The sequence below is a fragment of the Rhodococcus sp. BP-332 genome (genome assembly GCF_019836065.1).
Taxonomy (GTDB): domain Bacteria; phylum Actinomycetota; class Actinomycetes; order Mycobacteriales; family Mycobacteriaceae; genus Rhodococcoides.
Window position 1 is genome coordinate 82,050 of sequence record NZ_JABUEC010000006.1, and the last position, 19,668, is coordinate 101,717.

The window sequence follows — 19,668 nt, forward strand, 5'->3', positions numbered from 1 at the left end:
TGTGTTCAGGGGGTGTGCGGAGCGCCCGGTGGTGCTCCGTCGGTCAGCTGGGCTCTCTGGGAAGACCCAGGACGCGTTCGCCCAGGATGTTGCGCTGGGTCTCGTCGGTCCCCCCGGCGATGCGGTTGCCCGGTGCGCCCGTCACGAACGTCGTCCAGGCGAACGTGCCCCACTCGCCCGTGTCTGCCATCAGTCGTGGACCCAGCAGATCTGCAGCAGTCTCCGAGATGGTCCGTTGGTGCTGCGTGTACAGCAGTTTGATCAGGGACCCGTGTGGGGCGCGGGGACCGCCCTTCCGCGCGCGCCGGGCGGTCACGGCCAACTGGCGGCGCTGGATGTACAGCGTCGCCAGACGCTGACGGACGATCGGGTCCTTCGTCCTCTCGAGCCAGCGCGCCAGGGCCAACACCTCGAAGTACGTGCCGCCTCGGTTCTCGCCGCCGCCGCGCTCGAATCCGAGGACTGTCAGCGCGACCTTCCACCCGCCGTCCACATCGCCGATGCGCAACGAGTCGTCGATCCGGACTCCGTCGAGGAACACCTCGTTGAACGTCGAGCCGCCACTCATCTGACGGATCTGTCGCACGTCGATCCCCTCCGCATCGAGCGGAACGAGGAACATCGTCATGCCGTGGTGCTTGGGCGCGTCCGTGTTCGTGCGGGCGAGGCAGATACCCCACTGCGCGTACTGGGCTCCGGAGCTCCAGACTTTCTGCCCGTCGATTACCCACTCGTCACCGTCGCGGACAGCCCGGGTGGAGACCGAGGCCAGGTCGGAGCCTGCACCCGGCTCCGAGAACAGCTGGCAGCACAGTTCGCGGGCACTCATCAGCGCCGGAAGGAACCGTAGCTTCTGCTCCGATGTCCCCAGGCGATCGATGGTGTTTCCGACCAGCACCATCGTGACCGTGAGCAACTCGTGCGCAGGCGGAGTCCGATAGGCGGACTCGACGGAGCGGAAGGCGCGTTCGTGCTCGTGCGACAAGCCTCTGCCGCCGAGCTCTGCCGGAAGCGTGATGCCGCCGAAGCCGGCGTCGAACTTCTCCTGCTCGTACGCCGAGGCCTCGGCGATGAGTCGACTCTCTTCCTCACGAGTGAGGTCGTGGAAGACCGAGACGTCGTCGTCGCCCTCGCCCCACGCGCGGCGCGACCGATCGCGCTTCGGCAGTCGTGCGTCCAGCCAGCTCCGCGCCGTCGCGGTGAAATCGTCCAGAGAAGTGGTACCGGTCATGATGGCGTCCTCGGGGTGGGTAGGTCAGAAGGCGAGTCGGTCGGCCAGCAGGGCACGATGCGCATCGGCCGTGCCGAGGAACAGTGCCGATGACTGAGCGCGTCGGAAGTAGAGGTGTGCGTCGTGCTCCCAGGTGAACCCGATGCCACCGTGCACCTGCACGGTCTCGGCGGCGACGTCGCGGTACGAGTCGGCCGACGCGGCTTTCGCAGCCGCGGCTGCGACGGGCAGAGCCTCGAGATCACGCACGGCGGCCGCGGTCGCGTCGTAGGCCGTCGAACGAGCCGTCTCGGTATGGATCAGCATGTCGGCGCAGGCATGCTTCACGGCCTGGAAGGAGCCGATCGGTCTACCGAACTGCTCGCGGGTACGGGCATGCTCCACGCTCATGTCCAAGCACTGCTGCACGCCGCCCACGGCATCGAGGGCCACAGCGGTGCGAGCGATGTCCAGGACCGGTGCCAGGAAGTCGGCCGCGGCACCGGCAGCACCGACGCGAGTTGCTGGTGCCCCGTCCAACGTGACCGTGTTCATCGGCCAGGTCGCGTCCAGCACCGTCATCGGGGTACGCGACACGCGGTCGGTCTCGTCGAGGAGGAACAGGGTGGGCCCCTCGTCGGTGCGCGCGACCACGAGCAGGGAGTCGGCGGACGCCCCGTTCAGGACGAATGCCTTGGTGCCCGTCAGCCGGTAGGTGGTGTGGCCGTCGGCTCGGGCCGACATGGACACGTCGTCGAGGTGCCAGGAACAGGTGGGCTCGACGTAGGCCAGAGTGGCGAGTCGCTCGCCGCTCGCCAGCGCTTCCAGCAGCGGGCCGGAGGTCGTTTCGTCGTCGGCTGCGAGCAGGGCATGGGTGGCGATGACCGCACTGGAGAGGAAGGCGGATCCGGCAAGCCCTGCCCCCAGTGACTCCAGGACGACGGCCTGCTCGGCGAACGAGACGCCACTCCCGCCGAGATGCTCGGGGATGACGAGTCCAGCGATCCCGACGTCGCGGGCGAGTCGACGCCACAGCTCGGCGTCGTGACCCGTCTCGAACTCGGCAACCTCTCGGACGCGCGACGTGGGGCTCGCGACTCGCACGAGATCCTTCACGACGTCACGCAGCTGTTCCTGCTCCGACTCGAACACCATGGACACCTGTTGCACCCCTGAAACCTAGGAACGTCGCGCTCTGACCGCCATGACAGTGTCACCGCCGCGTGTGTATAAAGGATACTGTACTCGGTGGAACACTCGCTCGTAACTTGATTCGTCCTAATCAGGGGTTCACCATCGGGTCAGTTCTCGACCGGAGAGGAAATATCAGTGCCCTCAGAGGCAGTCGCGCCGCGTGCTGGGAAACCATCGCCGCGAACAGCGCGCGCACTGCTTCTCGACCCGGTGTTCGGTGGCTTCTTCGTGGGCAAGATCGTCGCGACCTGCGGTGTCTGGGTGCACAACCTGGTGGCCGCCGTCGTCGTGTATCAGATCACCGGCTCGGCCCTCGTCGTCGGACTGGTGACGGCCGTACAGTTCGGACCTCAGCTGGTGCTGTCGCCGTGGGCGGGCGCACTGGCAGACAGGGGCAGCCCCGCCCGGCAGATCATCATCGGGCGGCTCGTGCAGGCGTGCGGTTCGGCCGCGCTGGCACTGGTCATCTGGCTGCAGGGCGGGGTGTCGTCGATGTCCAGCGCCGCACCCGTCGTGATCTGCTCGGCGATCGCCGGTGTCGGCACCGTCCTCGGTAGTCCTGCCCTGCAGTCGATGGTGCCGCTGATGGTCCGGGACGACGAGATCGGTACTGCGGTCACGCTCAACACCTTTCCCATGACGGCGGCCCGGGCGGTCGGCCCGGCTCTCGGAGCCGTCGCGCTCACCAGCCTGGGTGCGGCCTGGGCGCTGGCCGGTGCAGCGGCAGCCGGTCTCGGGTTCGCCGCCTTCGTCGCGGCGGCTCGGCTCGGCCGGCTGACGCCCACCAAGCAGCGCGGCACGGACTACTCGGTGCGGGCCGCAGTGCGTGCCGTGCGCGCAGACGGACCCATGGTGGCTGCGCTGATCGGTGTGGCGGCCGTCGGCGTCGCCGCCGACCCCCCGTTGACGCTCGGGCCGGTGACGGCATCCGCACGAGGCCTGGGGCCGGAGGGCGCCGGGTGGATCGTGTCGGCCTTCGGGATCGGTGCAGCTCTGGCCTTCACGCTCGTGGGCCGGGCCCAGCGACGATGGGGCGAGCCGCTCGTCGCCTCGGCCGGCCTGGCGCTCATGGGCGTAGTCACGGCGCTGTCGGCGATCGATGCCCCACTGGTCGTGACCCTGGCTCTGTTCTTGCTCTCCGGAATCGGCATGAGTGCCGCGATCGCGAGCCTCACCAGCATCGTCCAACAGCGGTGTCCCGCCGAGCTGCGCGGACGCGTCATGGCCTTGTGGCTGATGTCGTTCCTCGGTCTGCGCCCACTCGCCGCAGCGCTCAACGGCTTCCTGGCGGACGCCGTGTCACTCGAGGCGGCCTATCTGGTCAGCGGCGCTCTCGTCCTGGCAGTACTCGCGCTGTGTCGGCCGCGCCGGCTCGGCGCGACAGACCACCCCGGCCGGCGCCGCATCCTGGCGTCGGGCACAAGCATCAACCGCAAGAGAACAGAGGGGATCGCATGACAGATCGCATGAAGGACAAGGTCGTCTTCATCACCGGAGCGGCGCGGGGTCAAGGCCGAGCTCACGCCGTCGAGCTGGCATCGGAGGGTGCAGACATCATCGCAGTCGACGTGTGCGCGGCGCCGGCCGTGATGGACTACGACGCCGCGACGCCGGAGGATCTCCAGGAGACGGTGGCCGCGGTCGAGGCGCTGGGTCGCAGGATCGTTCACCGCGTCGTGGATGTGCGTGACCTGGCCGGACTGGAGAGTGTCGTCCGCGACGGGGTCGAGAAGCTGGGCCGGATCGATGCGGTCGTCGCGAATGCGGGTTTCGTCACCTGGGGTCGCTTCTGGGAGATCGATCCGCAGACCTGGGACGACGTCGTCGCGGTCAACCTGACGGGGGTCTTCAACACGATGCGAGCAGCGGTCCCGGCCATGATCGAAGGCGGCCGCGGTGGTTCGATCATCATCACCAGCTCGGTTGCAGGGCTGAAATCCTTGCCTGCGCAGGCTCCCTACAGCGCAGCAAAATCTGGTGTCGTCGGCCTGGCCAAGACGGCCGCGATCGAGCTTGCCGAGTACGGGATCCGCGTCAACACGATCCACCCGTGGGGCGTCACGACGAAGATGGGAGTCATCGGTTCGGACGGCCAGGCCGTCTTCGGGTCGCACCCTGACTACGGACCCCTGCTGCAGCAGATATTGAAGGAGCCGCGGCAGTCGTCGCCCGAGGACATCGCGAACCTGGTCGTTTTTCTGGCCTCCGACGAATCACGCACCATCACGGCTGCCCAGATACCGATCGATCACGGCGCGACCAAGGTCTGAACCGCCCCCGTCCGCCGTCCATCCCGTTCATCCCACGACAGAACAAGAGTTCCCATGGACGAGTACGCATCCATAAGCCAGTTCATCTCACGCGCGGTCTATGGCATCGATCACCAACGCGCCGACATCGTGTCGGAGGCCTGGGCCGAGGACGGACACTTCACGTTCACCCTGGACGGTGCCGAGCTGCGCCGGGCCGAAGGCCGCGACACGATCGTCGAGAGGCTCAACGCAGGGTGGGCGAAGCCGGTCGGCACTTCCCGTCACATCGTTACCAACCTGTGGGTGGAGGAGGTCGATGACGTCTCGGCGGTCGCGGTCTACTACCTCACCTTGGCGTCGGGGCGTGCGCAGCCGCCGGCCCTTCGTGCCACCGGCTGCTATCGGGACCGGCTGGTGAGGCACGGCGAGACCTGGCGGTGGCAGGAGCGGACGCTGGAGCTCGACGGCCCGTTGTGACCGTCGGAAAGGGGGTGACGTCGATGACGTCACCCCCTTTCGTCGAACACTCGGCCGATCTGCCTTCGCTCAGGTACCGCGGTATTCGGGGTCCCGCTTTTCGCGCAGCGAAGACATGCCCTCCTTGAAATCAGCGGTACGCAGCGAGATCTCCAGCGCCGTGGCCTCGCGGTCGAGAGCCTGTTCGAGGGTCATCTCGTGACTGCGGTTGAGCATCTGCTTGGCCAGTCCGACGGACACGGTCGCAGCGCGGGCGAACTCCTGCACCACTTCTTCGACTCTCTCCTCGACAGCGTCGTCCGCCACGATGTCGTTGACCAGTCCCCAACGCTCGGCTCGTTCGGCCGGGAGTGGGCGCGAGAGCAGCACCATCTCTTTGGCCCGTTGCGTGCCGACCAGGCGGGGCAACAGGTAGGACGTGCCGCTGTCGGGGGTGAAGCCACGCCCCACGAAGGGTGCCCACAGCTTGGCCGTCTCCGACGCCACCACGTAGTCCGATGACAGCGCGAGCATGTTGCCGATGCCCGCGGCCCACCCGCGCACTCCCGTCACGACGGGGAGGGGCACCTCGATCAACGTCTTCACCAGACGGTTGGCGCCGAGGTTCGTGCGCCGGCGCAGGTGCCCGGTTCGTGGCCGCTCCTGGTTGGTGGTATTGGCCTCCACGAGGTTCATTCCCGTGCAGAAGTGTCGCCCCTCGGCGGTCAACGCGATGACCCTGACGGTGTTGGACCGGGTCGCCTCGTCGAGCGCCGCCACGAAGGCGTCGATGCCGGCCTGACTCAGCGCGTTGCCGGAGGCGGGATGGTTGAGGTGCACACGCAGGACGACGCCGTCTCGCGTGATGTCGACCCCTGTTTCACTGGTCACGGTGGTTCCTTCGTGCTGTTGACTGGATGATGGGCATAGTCATCTGAGGGGTCGAAAGAATTCGCGAACCTCGTCGACGTAGAGGTCGGGTGTCTCGAGGGCGGGGAAGTGTCCCCCGGTCGGCGCTTCCGTCCACCGCGCGACGTTGAATGCCTGCTCGACGCGTGAACGGGGAGGTGCACCGAACCTGTCCGCGGCGGCCGTGCCGCGCTGCCGCCCCGTCACACGCTGGTGCGAACCCGTCTCGAGCAAGAATCCGGACGGCACCTCGACGCGCTCGCCGGCCGTAAGACCCTGCGGCTTAACGGCGGCTTCGTAGTAGAGGCGGTTGGCGCTGCCGATGGTGCGGGTGTGCCAGTAGATCGACAGTGTCGTCAGGATGTCGTCCCACGGCACCATCGAACTGCCGTCTGTGTGGCGATCCGACCATGTGGACCACTTCTCGACGATCCAGGCCGCCATTCCGGCAGGTGAGTCGGTGAGCGCCGTGGCCAACGTCTGCGGCTTGGACGACTGGATGGCCACGTACCCGTGCTCCACCGCTCGCCACGCGCGAAAGCGTGCGGCGTACTCCTTCTCTTCGGCGCTCGGCGAGACTCCGGGCTCTCGGGGGGCGCCGAGGCTGACCATTCCCATGTGCACCCCGATCAGGCGGTCGGGATGATCCAGTCCCAGGAAGGAGGTCACGAAGGACCCCCAGTCGCAGCCCTGGGCTCCGAATCGGTCGTAGCCGAAAGCGGCCATGACCTCGACCCACAGTGCGGCGATGTCGCGCGGGGTCGTCCCGGGCTTCGAAGGAGCCGGCGAGTACCCGTAGCCCGGCAGGGACGGCGTGACGACGTCGAACGCATCGGCAGGGTCGCCGCCATGGGCTTCCGGGTCTGTCAGCGGGCCGATGACCCTGTGCCACTCGTGGAACGTGCTCGGCCACCCATGGGTGATCACCAGGGGCAGAGGGGCCGGTCCCGTGCCCCGGTGCCTCACGGCGTGGATCTGATTTCCACCGACCGTCACGAGATGGTGATCGTCCCGGTTCAGCTCTGTCTCCCTCGCCGACCAGTCGAAGTTCATCCAACGATCTACCAGCTCACGCTGGGCGCTGATCGGCATGCCCGCCGCCCAGCCCGAGTCCGCGACGTCGTCGGGCCAGCGGGTGCCCTCCAGCCGTCGGCGCAGATCGTCGACCGCGGAGACAGGGGTGGTGAGGGTGAGGTCTCGGACAGAGCGCTGCAGGATCATGAAAACCTCCCGGAGGCGGGCTGCGGACGTGTGAGGCGGGCTGATAAAGTATACCGTATTGCTGAACCTACATCGTTCGCTGCGTGAATCGCGGCATTACTCGGATATGATGCGGAGCATTATGAGTACTCAACGAGAGTTCGTGGCCTCAAGCTCCGAGGAGGTCGAGTCAGATGGTTCGAACGACTCCCGCCCTGGATCGGAAATCGATGAGCGGATGCCGGAGGCCGCTGTCGCCAAGACCGGTGGCTCGACGAAGCTGGCCGATCGTGTGGCTACCAGGATCGAGGCCGAGGTCATGGCCAAGAAGTGGCCCGTCGGCGCGAACCTCGGGTCGGAATCCGACCTCATCGCGCAGCACGGGGTGAGCCGGGCTGTGCTTCGCGAGGGTATCCGCATTGTCGAGAGCCACAACGTCGCTCGGATGCGTCGTGGGCCCAGCGGCGGTCTGATCGTCACTGAGCCGAACATCGAGTCGGTGTTGGCATCGGCTGCGCTGTACCTCGACTTCGCCTCGGTCCGACAGCAGGATCTGTTCGCAGTGCGGACGGCGCTGGAATTCACGTGCCTGCGTCAGCTCAGCGAGAATCTCGACGAGGCAAAGATCGCTCGTCTGAGAGAGGCCATCGCCGACGAGGGACGCGTCATGAAGACGGAAGGCGTCGGCGCTCACAACAGTGATCTGCACGTTCTGCTCGCCGAGCTCTCAGGCAATTCCGCGCTGCGGTTGTTCGTCGACGTGTTGGTCAGGCTCACCCAGCAGCGAGCCAAGCAGAACATTCCCAACGATCCGGAGACCGCAGGCGTCCTGCACCACACGCACAGCCGGATCGTCGAGGCGCTCATCGACGGCGACCTGGCGGTGGCGCAACACCGCCTGGCCAAGCACCTCGAAGCGATGTCTGCTTACTACCGCTGACTTTCACTGGGTCAGGCGTCCGCCAGCAGGGGCGCAAGACTCTGTGCCAGTGTGCGCACATGCTGCATGGCCAGCTGCTCGGGGAGGGCCCCGGGCGATGCCCACGGAAATATTCGCACGACAGGGCACCCTGCGAGCCGTTCGAGAATCTGGGCCGCAGCATCCTCCGGAGTGGCCACCAGAATGTTGCCCAGTCCAGGCGTCAGCCCCCGAGCGCGGGCCCTCTCGCCGTCGAAAGGTCGCACCGGAACGCCGGTCTCCTGGGCAGACATACGGCGATAAGAGTCCCACTGGTGATGGTGGTGCTTTCGCACGATCGCCCAGTCACGTTCGGGGTCGTCGCTGACGAATAGGTTCATGGGACCTGCCATGCGTGCTTCCTCTTCGGTGTGCCCGCCCTCGCGCAGCCCAGCTCGGTAGATGGGCAACAGACCAGGATCGAGCGACAGCAGGCCCTCGTTGAGCAGACCGGCGCGACGCGCTCCTTTGGGGCCCCTGTAGCCCAGCCAGATCGGCAGCCTCTCCTGAGCTGTCGGCGGCGTGACCACACCCTCGGCCCAGATGGCGCGCAGCTCGGTGACCCGCGCAGTGGTGTCGGTGAAACGCTGGTCGATGTCGACGCCGTAGAGGTCGAACTCCGGGGCTCGATAGCCCGCGCCGAGGCCGAGCTCGAGACGGCCACTGCTCAGCTGATCGACGACCGCCGCCTCTTCTGCCAGATGAGCAGCGACCCGCAGCGGGGCGAGCATGATCGCCGTCCCGATGCGGATCGACGACGTCCGGGCCGCGACCGCGGCGGCGAACGTCAACGGCTGGGGGAGGTGGCCGTCGTCGAACAGGTGGTGCTCGGAGAGCCAGACCGATTCCAGGCCGAGGCGCTCCGCCTCCTGGCTCAGCTCGAGATTGAACCCGTAGACGCGGTCCCACGGTGCTCGCCAACCCGCGGGATTGCGTACATCTATATGTATGCCGACCTTCATCCCAGGCCCCGTCTTTCCTGGACGCGGGTGCGTCTCTCTCCTAAAGAGGGTACTGTATAGACGAAAGTGGCGATCAGGCGTCGTCAGATGACTCGAAGGGCAGCCGGTGACAAACGCGTGGCGTGACCGATTGGCCGTACCTGCCGTGTGCGCGCCGATGTTTCTCGTGTCCGGTCCGGACCTGGTGCGGGAGGCGTGCAAGGCAGGGCTCATGGGAGTGCTGCCTCGCCAGAATGCTCGTTCGTTGGAGAGATTCGACCAGTGGCTCGGCGACATCCGCGCAGGACTTGCAGCCGATGAGGCTGCGCGTCCGGGCGTGGTTCACGGACCGCTGGCAGTGAACCTGACCGGACGGGTGTCTCCGGACGACATCCCCGCCAATCTCGAGATCTGTGCCCGTCACGGCGTCGAGATCGTCGTCTCTGCGGCCGGTGATCCGACCGAGTTGACCAAGCGCGTCCACGAGTGGGGCGGGCAGGTGTTCCACGACGTCACGACCTGGCGGCACGCCGAGAAGGCGATCGCCGCCGGCGTCGACGGGCTGGTGTGCATCGGTTCCGGGGGTGGTGGGCACGCCGGCACGGTCAGCCACCTGATCTTGGTTCCGCGCCTACGCGCGATCTTCGACGGCACCATCGTCATGGCCGGCGCAGTGGCACATGGAGCTGCGATCCGTGCCGCAGAGGTGCTCGGGGCCGACCTTTCCTACGTGGGCACGCGCTTCATCGCGTCCGAGGAGTCGTTGGCGCCGCCGGAGTACAAGCGCATGCTGGTCGAGGCCACGTCCGACGATCTCGTCTTCACCCCGTTCGGTGGTGGTGGTCCGGCCCGATGGCTGCGCCCGTCGGCCGCCGCTCTGGGGTTGGACCTGGACGGAGAACTCGCGGCGCGTACCAGAGACGGGGTACGTCCCTGGAAAGACGTCTGGTCTGCAGGCCAGGGCGTCGATCTGATCGAGGACGTCGCCCCCGTCGCGGTCCTCGTCGACCGACTACGCGTCGAGTACGACGCCGCGAGCGCAGTGCCGGTTCGCACCGCCACTGCCGTGGCTCCGGGCTGACCTACCGGGATCACCATGTACCGGCGGCGCGGACGCCGCCGGCCCGTTCAATCGAGGAAGGCCGCATCATGACAGACGTCACCACCGAGTTCGAGAAGGCCACCGAGGCGGTATTCACCGACGGCGACGTGGAGCGCGCCCGGCTCCTTCTGGGGGTCGACACGCCGATCAAGAACCAGGAGCACGTCACGACGGCGTCCTACGACAGCATTCGCAACTTCGCGTGGGGCGTGGGAGACAGCAACCCGCTCTACACCGACGAGCACTACGGGGAGACGACGCGCTGGGGCTCGCAGGTGGCGCCGAACATCATGTCCCAGATCATGGGGGCGCCGATGCTGGGCGATCCCATGCCGGACGAGATCAAGCGCGCTGCGAAGGGCCTGTTCACCGGTATCCATGTCTTCGTGTCGGGCGGGAGCAACGAGTGGTTCCGGCCGATCCTGCCCGGCGACCGAATCGTGGGCTATGCGGGCGAGGAATCGATCGAGGTCAAGAACTCGGAATTCTCCGGAACGTCGGTGATCCAGGTTCGGCGCAGCGTTCGCCTCAACCAGCGTGGCGAGATCGTCGCGATCCAGCGAGTCGTTCGGGTCCTCAGCGAACGAAAGAAGGCTCGGGAGCGCGGCAAGAACTCGACGATCGAGCCCGCGTCGTACACCGACGAGGACATGCGGCGCATCGAGGAGATCTACGCCCAGGAAGGTCCGCGCGGTGCCGATCCGCGGTACTGGGAGGACGTTTCCGTGGGCGACGATCTGCCACCGATGGTCAAAGGACCTCTGACGACCACCGAGATCATCGCCTTCCATGCGGGTGGCTACGGCTTCGCGCCCTACGGCCTGAAGTCGAGTCGCCTGGCGCACGAGAACCGGCAGCGGATCCCGGCCTTCTTCGTCAAGAACGACCAAGGTGTCCCGGACGTCGCTCAGCGTCTGCACTGGGACTCGGAGTGGGCCAAGGCGATCGGCAATCCGCGCGCCTACGACTACGGAGTCATGAGACAGACATGGCTGCACCACTACCTGACCGACTGGGCCGGCGATGATGCTTTCGTGCTCCGGCAGGAGGACTCGATGCGCAAGTTCAACTATCAGGGCGACACCCAGTTCATCTCGGGTGCGATCACCCAGAAACGTCAGACCCCCGAAGGTGGTGTGGTCGACATCGAGATGCAGATGACGAACCAGCGTGGCGAGAAGACCACCTTCGGCACCGCCACGGTTGCTCTACCGAGTCGCATCGGTGGTGCGGTGGTGCTTCCGCAGCCCGAGATCAGCGAACAGCGCAAGGCGGCCGAGATGTACGCGCGGCACCTGGAGCTCGTTGCCGAACGCCGGAGATGAGACCGCCCCGGTGAGTGGACATCACCACCGAATCGAGCAGCTCGTCATCGCCCACTCGGCGGCGACCCGCTGAGCGCCCCCACACGCGACAAAGGACCGACATGGACATCAACGGTGCAGTAGCAGTGATCACTGGCGGCGCATCCGGACTGGGAAACGCCACCGCCATCGCTCTGGCGCAGCGCGGGGCACGCGTGGTGCTCCTCGACCTCCCCAGCTCCGACGGCGCCGACGCGGCGCTGCGCATCGGCGACGCGGCTCGTTTCGTGCCGACCGACGTCACCTCCGGCGACGACGTCGCCCAAGCTCTCGAGGTGGCTGGTTCGCTGGGGCCGGTTCGGGTGGTCGTCAACTGCGCCGGCGTCGCGACCCCCGGCAAAGTGCTGGGGCGAAGCGGGCCGCTGCCGCTCGAAGACTTCGAACGTGTGGTGCGCATCAACCTCGTCGGAACGTTCAATCTCATTCGCCTCGGCGCACAGAAGATGCTCGAAGCCGACCCCATCGGCGAGGAGCGCGGCGTCATCGTCGACACCGCCTCCGTCGCAGCATTCGACGGACAGATCGGGCAGCCCGCGTACGCCGCGTCCAAGGGCGCCGTTGCCGCGCTGACGCTTCCGGTTGCTCGCGAGCTCGCACGCCACCAGATCCGGGTCATGACCATCGCGCCGGGAATCTTCGAAACTCCGATGATGGCAACACTTCCCGAAGAAGCACAGAAGTCGCTCGGGCAGCAGGTGCCACACCCGTCGCGGCTCGGCAAAGCCGCCGAGTATGCGGCCCTGGTCTCGCACATCATCGACAACCCCATGCTGAACGGCGAAACCATCCGGCTCGACGGCGCTATCCGGATGGGACCGAAGTAGATGACGACAAAGGTTCGACTCGATGTCACCGACGGGCCGACGGGCAGTATCCTCGCCATCGAGCTGATCGACCCGGACGGTGGCAACACCATCGACTTCGACTTCGTCGACGAGTTGGCGGAAGCCGTTCGAGCCATCGGTCCGTCGACCTCCTGCATCACGATCACCGCTCGGGGGAAGAACTTCTGCCTCGGGGGAGATCTGGCGGGGTTCGCCTCGGCGGCTTCCCCCGACGACTACGTCGGGACTCTGGCGGTTCGGCTCCACGAATGCCTCGAGGCCCTGGCGTCGTCCGGTGTACCCATCGTCGTCGGGGTGCAGGGGTGGTCCGCGGGTGCCGGAATGAGCCTTGCATTGTTCGGCGACATCTTGATCGCCGAAAGATCGGCACAGTTCCGCACGGCATACGGGGCAGTAGGCCTGACCCCTGACGGCGGCATGTCGTGGTCCCTCCCTCGCGCAGTAGGTCGATCGGTTGCCCTGGATCTGTTCCTGACTCGACGCACGCTGGGCGCTGGCGAGGCTCATACGCTCGGTGCAGTGAGCCGAGTCGTCGACGACGGCACCAGCGCAGATGCGGTGGCGGAGTTGGCGGCGACGATCGCAGCGAGTTCCGCATCTGCCGTTCGCGCCACCCGAGCACTCGTCCACGAAGGTCTGACCTCATCGTTCGTGGACCACCTCGACGCGGAGGCGCGCGCAATTCGTGCGGCAGCAGGCGGACTCGACGGACGGGAAGGCGTGGCCGCATTCGTGGAACGTCGACCGGCACAGTTCTCCACGACCGGCGTGTCAACGGACCGAAAGTGACGACCATGACGACGAACAGCTTTGCAGGGAGAACGGCAGTGATGTCGGGCGGCAGTCGCGGAATCGGACTCGCGATCGCACTCGAAATCGGTAGACGCGGCGGAAACGTGGTGTTGCTCGCCAAGACCGACACTCCCGACCCGAGGCTTCCCGGCACTGTTCACACCGCGGTCGACGAGATCGTCGCAGTCGGCGGACACGCCGTCGCGGTTGTCGGCGATGTTCGCAACGACGAGGACATCCAGCGTGCCGCGGCTACTGCAGCGGAGACATTCGGCGGCATCGACATCGTCGTGAACAACGCCAGCGTTCTGAACTTGTCGAGGACGACCGAGCTACCGTTGAAGCGGTTCGATCTCATGCAGCAGGTGAACGTCAGAGGCACGTTCGCTCTGACGCAGGCATGTCTGCCTCATCTGGTCGAGTCGGAGAATCCACATGTCCTGACGCTGTCGCCGCCCCTCAACATGTCGAAAGAATGGCTCGGTAAGCACCCGGGGTACATGTTGGCGAAATACGGCATGACCCTGGCGGCGTTGGGTATTGCGGCCGAGTACGCCGACGAGCAGATCTCCTGCAATTGCCTGTGGCCCGAAAGCACCATCGCCACCGCAGCTGTCGAGAACCTGCTCGGAGGAAAGGAAGGCGTCGCGCACTCGCGCTCACCGCAGATCATGGCCGACGCTGCCGTCGCCGTTCTCGGACGCAAGAAGGGCGAACTGACGGGACAGACGCTGATCGACGTGGACGTTCTCACAGAGGCGGGGGTCTCGGACCTCAGCATCTACGGCGGGATCGAGCCCATTTCCCTCGACATCTTCGTCGATCCTCGCTGATCGATGCGTCGGGCCCGTCGTGTCGGTTCACGACGGGCTCGCGGTGGTCTCTTTCGTCCTCGTCAGTCCCAATTGCTGTCGAATTCCGACACCATTCCGACATTCACCACACTGACCGTGCATCCGTCCGGCCCGGCAAGCCACGCGTGTTCGGTCGCTGGAATCACGAGCGAATCGCCCTGCTCCATCACAATTCCCCGTCCGGAGCTGAGAATCAACGTCACACTCCCCGCGACCACGACGTTGAAATCGAGAGAACTCGTGCGGTGCATGGGGCTTCGATACCCGGGACCGTAGCTGACCTGTCTCAACACGACCTGACCAGGATTCACGTTCGGCGTGAACGGTTCGTCGCCCGACACAGGATCATTCGTACCGTGGACCGTACCTCCGGCCGAATCTCTCCAGAGCTCTGCCACGAAGCCGGAAGACGGTCCGAGATCTGGAACACCGACAACGCGTTCGCGCGTATGTCGTCCATCCGTCGTCGTGAAATGAAATGCGCGAGGGGGCATTCCGTCACTCACGACGTACGACTTGCCCTCGGTGTCGGACGCCGTCACGATTCTCCGCATTGCGCTGCCTCTTGTCTGTAGTCATCACTTCTACTTCTGGCGAACCTGCCATGGCTGCGGACGCGCATGTCAACGCTCGATCCGGCACCCGCGACATCGGTGGGAGTCACTCTGAACAGGATACTCATTCTGTGGAACTAGGTGATGTGGCGGTTGCAGGGAACCCCGTGAGGACAGTTGACTCCGACGGCGGGCTCTGCCAAGCTTTGATCGATTAAGCATACTTAATTGCCAAGTTGACTGTTGCTTGTGAGCGCCGTCCGGGGTGCACGTCTCGCCGACCCCCCGTGCGACCCGGAGAGATGAGCAACGATGAAAGGCGGGTCGATGACCGACATCGTGATGAACCATCGGACAGCAGTGGTGACTGGTGCAGGTAACGGCCTCGGCAGGGCATATGCGCTTGCCCTCGCCGAGCGTGGCGCGTCCGTGGTCGTCAACGACCTGGGGGCGAGCACGACCGACAAGGGCGCTGACCGCGCGCCGGCGGACGAAGTCGTGGCAGAGATTCGCAGATCGGGGGGCCGGGCCGTGGCCTCCTACGACTCGGTTGCCACGGTCGAAGGTGCGCGCGCCGTGGTACAGCACGCTCTGGACACGTTCGGATCGGTCGACATTCTGGTCAACAACGCGGGTAATCGCCGGCCATCGCCGTTCGCCGTGATGTCCGAGGAAGACTTGCGCGCAGTCCTCGACACCCACCTGATCGGTTCGTACCTCGTCACTCAAGCCGCATTCGGTCATATGAAGGAACGGACATTCGGCCGGGTGATCTTCGTGAGCTCGAATACCGCAGCCTTCGGCGGCACTGGTCTGAGTAACTACGCGACCGCGAAAGCTGGGATCCTGGGACTGGCTCGCGCCGTCGCTCTGGAAGGCCACGAATTCGGCGTGATTGCCAACACGGTCATGCCGATGGCGCGTACGCCGAGGTCGCAAGCCGCACACGGGGCAATCGTCGGCCTCGCCGGATCAGCGACCGGTCAGAATGCGACAACCGATTCAGTGCCGGGACCTCCGCCACTGACGACAGACGAGGTGGCACCGCTCGTCGTCGCGTTGAGCAGTGACGAGTGGACGGGGACCGGCTCCGTCTATTCGATCGGGTACGGACGGATCGCGGAGGTGTTCACGGCCGTGACGCGCGGGTGGTACCCCAGCGATCCATCGTCCTACGGAGCTCGGGACGTCATCGACAATCTGAGCGCGATTCGGGATCGCACGGAGTTCGGCGAGCCGACGTCCAGCCCGGACGAGCGTCAACTCATCGCTGCCTTCGCTCCGCGATCTGCGGGCACTGCCGGCGGGGCGACTTCGTGACGGGCGCCGACTCTCACCCGGAGGATGCACGGACCTTGCCGTCGCAGCTCCTGAGGCTTGTGGCGGTGCAGGAAATACAACGAGTCATGGCGCGCTACAGCCAGTTCGTCTCCGCGCGACGTTACGGCGAATGGGCGGGTCTCTTCGCTGCGGACGGGCAATTCACCGGTCCCGAGGGGGTGCGGGCAGAGGGAACCGAAGGCCTCGAGAAGTACATCCGTGCCTCGCACGCAGGATGGGTGATGAAGCAGATCACCACCAATTCTCTCATCGATGTCGACCTCGGCGAGGGAACTGCCACAGCATCTTCCGACTGGTTCGTCTTCCGTGTGGACGGAGGGCAGAACCGGGTCGCCGCGGTGGGTCGTTACGAGGACGAGTACGTCTTCACTGCTGGTCAGTGGCGGATACAGCGGCGCCATGCGGTCACGTTGAAAGACGGTGTCGTCGGCGAACCCACCGTTCCTGACGCTGGGTGATCACGCGACGCGAGCGCTCACAGTCCCTCGACGTTCGTTGTGAGGCAGCAGGATCGGAATCAGGAACACTGCCTCGACCAGCATCATGACAACGCCGCCCGCCCGTTGGTCGGCGATCGCGCCGAGGCCGCTGGTTCCGTGCACGTGCCCTGCCATGATGGGCTCCGTGGCGATGATGAGGGCAAGTCCGAGAATGCCGGCCGGAATGCCGGCGACATAGACAGTCAGCCGCCGGGTCTTCTCGATCTCGGGGCGTTCGTCGGACAGAATCGAGCACCACAGGCACAGACCGACCAGGAGCGCTGCCGTGGACAACACGCCCGCCGATGTTCCGGTCACCGTGACGATGGGCAGATGCCAGAGGTACATCACGATCACGTAGCCGAGCGCGACAGGTACAGCCGCGACTCGAACAACTCTCGTGGACAATCTGATCCGTTGCCGGAGGAAGCCGGATGCGAGTGCCGGAGCGATCATTACGAGGATCATCACCTGCGTCATCATGGCAAGGTGCGACATGTCGGCAGCGCTGCGAACCGACGGCAAGAGCGCAACGACAACCGCCGACACCGCCGCGACCGCCAGTGCTGCGTCGACCGAGACCTGAGAGAAGCGCGTGGTCAGGCGACGTCGCGCCATCCACAGCGCCGCGCCGGCCACGCAGGCGGTCGCCAACAGTGCCCACGTGCTCATCGATGGACTCGAACTGACGGTGTGGGCAGTCATGTCCATCGACGATCCGGCGTGGTGGTGATGACCACTCGTGCCGCCGTCTGATGCGATCGCGGGGACGGAAGGGGCCGAGGCTCCGCTTCCGTCGTCACGAAGTCTCGAGCCGACGAAGATCAACCCGCGAGCCACGATGAATGCAGCGACGAGTTCAGCCAGGGCCAGAAGGCCGACCCTCAGCAGCGTGGGTTCGGTCTGTCCACGTCGGGGTGCCGACCGGGGCCGCTCGGATGGTGCTGCATGCGAACACATCACCTGCTCGCGTCGAATTCTCGTCGTGCCAGGCGATGGAGAGGCTTGCCGGGAGTGAGTCCGATCGCCTTGATCAACACGTACCAGGCGGGGACGCTGATCCAGTTGTCGACGATCACACCTGCGGTGGAATCCACCGTTCTCACCGCACCCAGCACGCGTGCGAGTGGTGACGGCGTCGGGTCCACGTTCGATGAGGTCATAGCTGTGTTCTCCTGTTTCTGGTGAATCCGCGGGTCAGGTGCTCGCGGAGACCGGGCGGGACAGTGATGTCGTGGAAGCCGGTTCGGTCGACCGGGCTGAGGCAGGACTGATCGAGACCGCTGTCCGTCCTGCGAGTTCCACTGCGACCGTTGCGGAACCGTCCGCATCCGCCACGAAGTTCGATGTCCGGCCACCGGCGTCGACCACATACCGCGAATGGGGAGTCAGCCGAGCGAGCGTCAGGTCGGTGGTCGCCTCGCCGGAGACCGGGTAGAGGACCAAGTCGAGATTTGTCCCGTCGGTCTCCGCCCGAGCCACCATCGCGTCGGCATAGGCAACCGCGTCGAGGACAGGCCCGTGCAGCCACGAATCCGGCAATCCACGTTCGATCAGGTCGAGCCAACCGCCCTTCCTGTTGAACGCGCTTTTTGCCACGAACGCAGTAGCTTGGAGCGAGGCCCCTTCGAAGGTCAGCCGGCCGTGATCTCTGGTGACCCTCGTCGTCTCGAACAATTCGTCCCACGCGGCCTGCGCCAGCTTCTCGTCACCGGCCTCACGCGCGGCGTCGATGATGCCGCCGTACTGGAGAACTTTTCCGCTGCCGGCGTTGCCGGGGTCGAATCCGCTCGGTAGGTCTTTGAACACCGTGCCGGTCGGGTCCCCGTTCTCGTCGAAAGTCGATACGCCCGCGCGGGTGAGTGCCCAACCGCGGTCGGCGAGTTCGGGCGTCAGTGGTCGCATCTCGGTACTGTTGAACGGCATTGCGCCGTTGCCGTACCCCGTACGCGTGGACTTGAACATGTGCGAGGTTCCGTCAGGCCGATGGAACTCGACGTCCATCGACTTGGTGAAGCCGTACTTGATGCGGTCCCAATACCCCGTGCCCGACATCCGGTCGTGAATGCGGAAGGTGTTGGCACCGGTGCCGTTGCAGTAGGGATAGACCCAGTTCGGTTCGCACGCGATCATCGACCACGGTGACCTGGAGATGTCGTCCACGATCGCATCGCAGATGGTGGTGAGGGAATAGTCGAACGAGTTCTCGTCGTTCCACCGAAACTTCACTGCTCCGGGCTCGGTGTAGCGCATGTCGCCGGTCGCGGATTGATATGTTGCGATCTGCAGGCCGAAAAATCCTGTCAGCATGATGTTCTGTTTGCGGACGGGGTCCGGATTGTTCTCCAGATTTCCCCAGAGGTTCTCGAGCCACCAGTAGCTCCACACCTTGCGTTGCTGGAACTTCTGGATCAGCTTGCGTTGCGCTTCGCTCAGGTAACCGTGGAAGGCCGGCATTCGGCTGTACTGCAGCATCGACAGTGCCCAGCCGAGATAATTGAGCTGATAGCGGACCGCAGAAGGCTGAAACTGCTCGAGGATGTCGTAGTTCGACCAGTCACCGTCATCCTGCAATGCGACATCGAGAACAGTGCGAGCGAGCAGAAGCTCATCGAGAGTCAGTTCGTCGGCCACGTACGGCTCGGGCCGGTCGTCACCGCGGAGTGGGGGAGTGAAGGTTTCGAGGTACTTGTTCGTCTCCTCGGCGACGGCCTGCTGCTTGACGAAATCCTCTCGGATGCGGCCGACCAACCACGCGGTACTGCCGACCACCAGCAAGGGGACCACCACCCGAGCTGCATCCGAGACCCTCGTGGACCCGCCCGCGTCCTTGCCCGCCGACGCCGCACTACCCAGCCACACGAGCGGCGTCATCAGCATGTTCCCGCTTCCGATCCACACGATCAGTCCGGTCGCGCTGGTGAGAGCTGACAGCAGCGCTTTCACCGGCTTTCGGGTGTAGGCCTGGCCGCCGCCCGGTGCCATCAGCCCCAGTCCCACTGCCCTGGCGCGCTTGCTGCGTCCGAAGACGTTCAGCGCCAATCCAGCCGCCTCGACAGATCCCAGGATGATGAACGTTCGGCGTTGACGCGCCCTCGTCAACGGTCCGGTGCGGTGATCTCGGTGAGGGATGGTGATCGACGAGGGATAGATCCCGGTCTCGGTCGCCTGTCTCTCGGGGCTGTCCACGCTCCTGAGCTTCGGCGCAGCGATGGTG

Annotated in this window: 20 protein-coding genes; 11 read left to right on the plus strand and 9 right to left on the minus strand. The window is 65.6% G+C overall.

The features are described from left to right. Positions 1-43: 43 nt before the first annotated feature. Together HQ314_RS20400 and HQ314_RS20405 are read right to left on the minus strand one after the other, a co-directional pair. Complete coding sequence (locus tag HQ314_RS20400) at positions 44-1,231, minus strand: acyl-CoA dehydrogenase family protein (RefSeq protein ID WP_222651097.1); 1,188 nt, start codon at positions 1,229-1,231, stop codon at positions 44-46. Between the two features lie 24 nt (positions 1,232-1,255). Continuing rightward, positions 1,256-2,380, minus strand: coding sequence for an acyl-CoA dehydrogenase family protein (locus tag HQ314_RS20405; RefSeq protein WP_222651099.1), 1,125 nt, complete (start codon positions 2,378-2,380; stop codon positions 1,256-1,258). Positions 2,381-2,539: 159 nt separating this feature from the next. Between HQ314_RS20405 and HQ314_RS20410 the strand changes: the two genes are divergently transcribed. Genes HQ314_RS20410 through HQ314_RS20420 form a run of 3 tightly spaced genes read left to right on the plus strand, consistent with a single transcriptional unit; the run spans position 2,540 to position 5,133 of the window. Continuing rightward, complete coding sequence (locus HQ314_RS20410) at positions 2,540-3,862, plus strand: MFS transporter (RefSeq protein ID WP_222626783.1); 1,323 nt, start codon at positions 2,540-2,542, stop codon at positions 3,860-3,862. Then, positions 3,859-4,674 carry a mycofactocin-coupled SDR family oxidoreductase gene (locus tag HQ314_RS20415; protein WP_222651101.1) on the plus strand — a complete coding sequence of 272 codons (816 nt, stop codon included), beginning with the start codon at positions 3,859-3,861 and terminating at the stop codon, positions 4,672-4,674. The genes HQ314_RS20410 and HQ314_RS20415 overlap by 4 nt, the downstream gene beginning before the upstream one ends. 54 nt (positions 4,675-4,728) lie before the next feature. After that, a complete protein-coding gene (locus tag HQ314_RS20420; RefSeq protein WP_222651102.1) occupies positions 4,729-5,133 on the plus strand; it encodes a nuclear transport factor 2 family protein in 405 nt (134 codons plus the stop codon). A gap of 69 nt (positions 5,134-5,202) precedes the next feature. Here HQ314_RS20420 and HQ314_RS20425 read toward each other — a convergent pair whose 3' ends face one another. After that, positions 5,203-6,003: an enoyl-CoA hydratase/isomerase family protein gene (locus tag HQ314_RS20425; protein WP_094695199.1), complete on the minus strand. Its 801-nt coding sequence runs from the start codon at positions 6,001-6,003 to the stop codon at positions 5,203-5,205. Between the two features lie 39 nt (positions 6,004-6,042). Further along, the gene (locus tag HQ314_RS20430) at positions 6,043-7,242 is read right to left on the minus strand and encodes an epoxide hydrolase family protein (protein WP_222626787.1); all 1,200 of its coding nucleotides are present in this window, start codon (positions 7,240-7,242) and stop codon (positions 6,043-6,045) included. A 217-nt stretch (positions 7,243-7,459) separates the two neighbouring features. On the opposite strand from HQ314_RS20430, the gene HQ314_RS20435 reads away from it, so the two are divergent. Beyond that, a complete protein-coding gene (locus HQ314_RS20435; protein ID WP_222626788.1) occupies positions 7,460-8,161 on the plus strand; it encodes a FadR/GntR family transcriptional regulator in 702 nt (233 codons plus the stop codon). Between the two features lie 11 nt (positions 8,162-8,172). Here the strand turns inward: HQ314_RS20435 and HQ314_RS20440 are convergent, their stop codons facing one another. Then, positions 8,173-9,141 (minus strand): LLM class flavin-dependent oxidoreductase, encoded by a 969-nt coding sequence (locus HQ314_RS20440; protein WP_222651104.1) that lies wholly within the window; start codon positions 9,139-9,141, stop codon positions 8,173-8,175. A 157-nt stretch (positions 9,142-9,298) separates the two neighbouring features. On the opposite strand from HQ314_RS20440, the gene HQ314_RS20445 reads away from it, so the two are divergent. The 5 genes from HQ314_RS20445 to HQ314_RS20465 all read left to right on the plus strand — a co-directional run bounded on the left by HQ314_RS20445 (position 9,299) and on the right by HQ314_RS20465 (position 14,056). Then, positions 9,299-10,201 (plus strand): nitronate monooxygenase family protein, encoded by a 903-nt coding sequence (locus HQ314_RS20445; RefSeq protein WP_222651144.1) that lies wholly within the window; start codon positions 9,299-9,301, stop codon positions 10,199-10,201. Positions 10,202-10,269: 68 nt separating this feature from the next. After that, positions 10,270-11,547, plus strand: a complete 1,278-nt coding sequence (locus HQ314_RS20450) for a MaoC family dehydratase N-terminal domain-containing protein (protein WP_222651106.1) — start codon at positions 10,270-10,272, stop codon at positions 11,545-11,547. A 101-nt stretch (positions 11,548-11,648) separates the two neighbouring features. Next, positions 11,649-12,410 carry an SDR family NAD(P)-dependent oxidoreductase gene (locus tag HQ314_RS20455; protein ID WP_222626791.1) on the plus strand — a complete coding sequence of 254 codons (762 nt, stop codon included), beginning with the start codon at positions 11,649-11,651 and terminating at the stop codon, positions 12,408-12,410. Then, a complete protein-coding gene (locus HQ314_RS20460; protein WP_222626792.1) occupies positions 12,411-13,220 on the plus strand; it encodes an enoyl-CoA hydratase/isomerase family protein in 810 nt (269 codons plus the stop codon). Positions 13,221-13,225: 5 nt separating this feature from the next. Beyond that, positions 13,226-14,056, plus strand: a complete 831-nt coding sequence (locus HQ314_RS20465; RefSeq protein WP_222651108.1) for an NAD(P)-dependent oxidoreductase — start codon at positions 13,226-13,228, stop codon at positions 14,054-14,056. 62 nt (positions 14,057-14,118) lie between these two features. Here the strand turns inward: HQ314_RS20465 and HQ314_RS20470 are convergent, their stop codons facing one another. Next, entirely contained in the window at positions 14,119-14,619 is a 501-nt protein-coding gene (locus HQ314_RS20470) for a hypothetical protein (RefSeq protein WP_222626794.1), read from the minus strand. Between the two features lie 339 nt (positions 14,620-14,958). Between HQ314_RS20470 and HQ314_RS20475 the strand changes: the two genes are divergently transcribed. Next, complete coding sequence (locus HQ314_RS20475) at positions 14,959-15,951, plus strand: SDR family NAD(P)-dependent oxidoreductase (RefSeq protein ID WP_222651114.1); 993 nt, start codon at positions 14,959-14,961, stop codon at positions 15,949-15,951. Then, a complete protein-coding gene (locus HQ314_RS20480) occupies positions 15,948-16,430 on the plus strand; it encodes a nuclear transport factor 2 family protein (RefSeq protein ID WP_222651117.1) in 483 nt (160 codons plus the stop codon). The genes HQ314_RS20475 and HQ314_RS20480 overlap by 4 nt, the downstream gene beginning before the upstream one ends. On the opposite strand, the gene HQ314_RS20485 is transcribed toward HQ314_RS20480, so the two are convergent. The 3 genes from HQ314_RS20485 to HQ314_RS20495 form a co-directional block, all read right to left on the minus strand. Next, entirely contained in the window at positions 16,431-17,090 is a 660-nt protein-coding gene (locus tag HQ314_RS20485) for a cytochrome c oxidase assembly protein (RefSeq protein WP_222651119.1), read from the minus strand. A 320-nt stretch (positions 17,091-17,410) separates the two neighbouring features. Next, the gene (locus tag HQ314_RS20490; RefSeq protein WP_222651121.1) at positions 17,411-17,614 is read right to left on the minus strand and encodes a hypothetical protein; all 204 of its coding nucleotides are present in this window, start codon (positions 17,612-17,614) and stop codon (positions 17,411-17,413) included. Between the two features lie 34 nt (positions 17,615-17,648). After that, positions 17,649-19,085 (minus strand): hypothetical protein, encoded by a 1,437-nt coding sequence (locus HQ314_RS20495; RefSeq protein WP_204865892.1) that lies wholly within the window; start codon positions 19,083-19,085, stop codon positions 17,649-17,651. Positions 19,086-19,668: the final 583 nt, after the last annotated feature.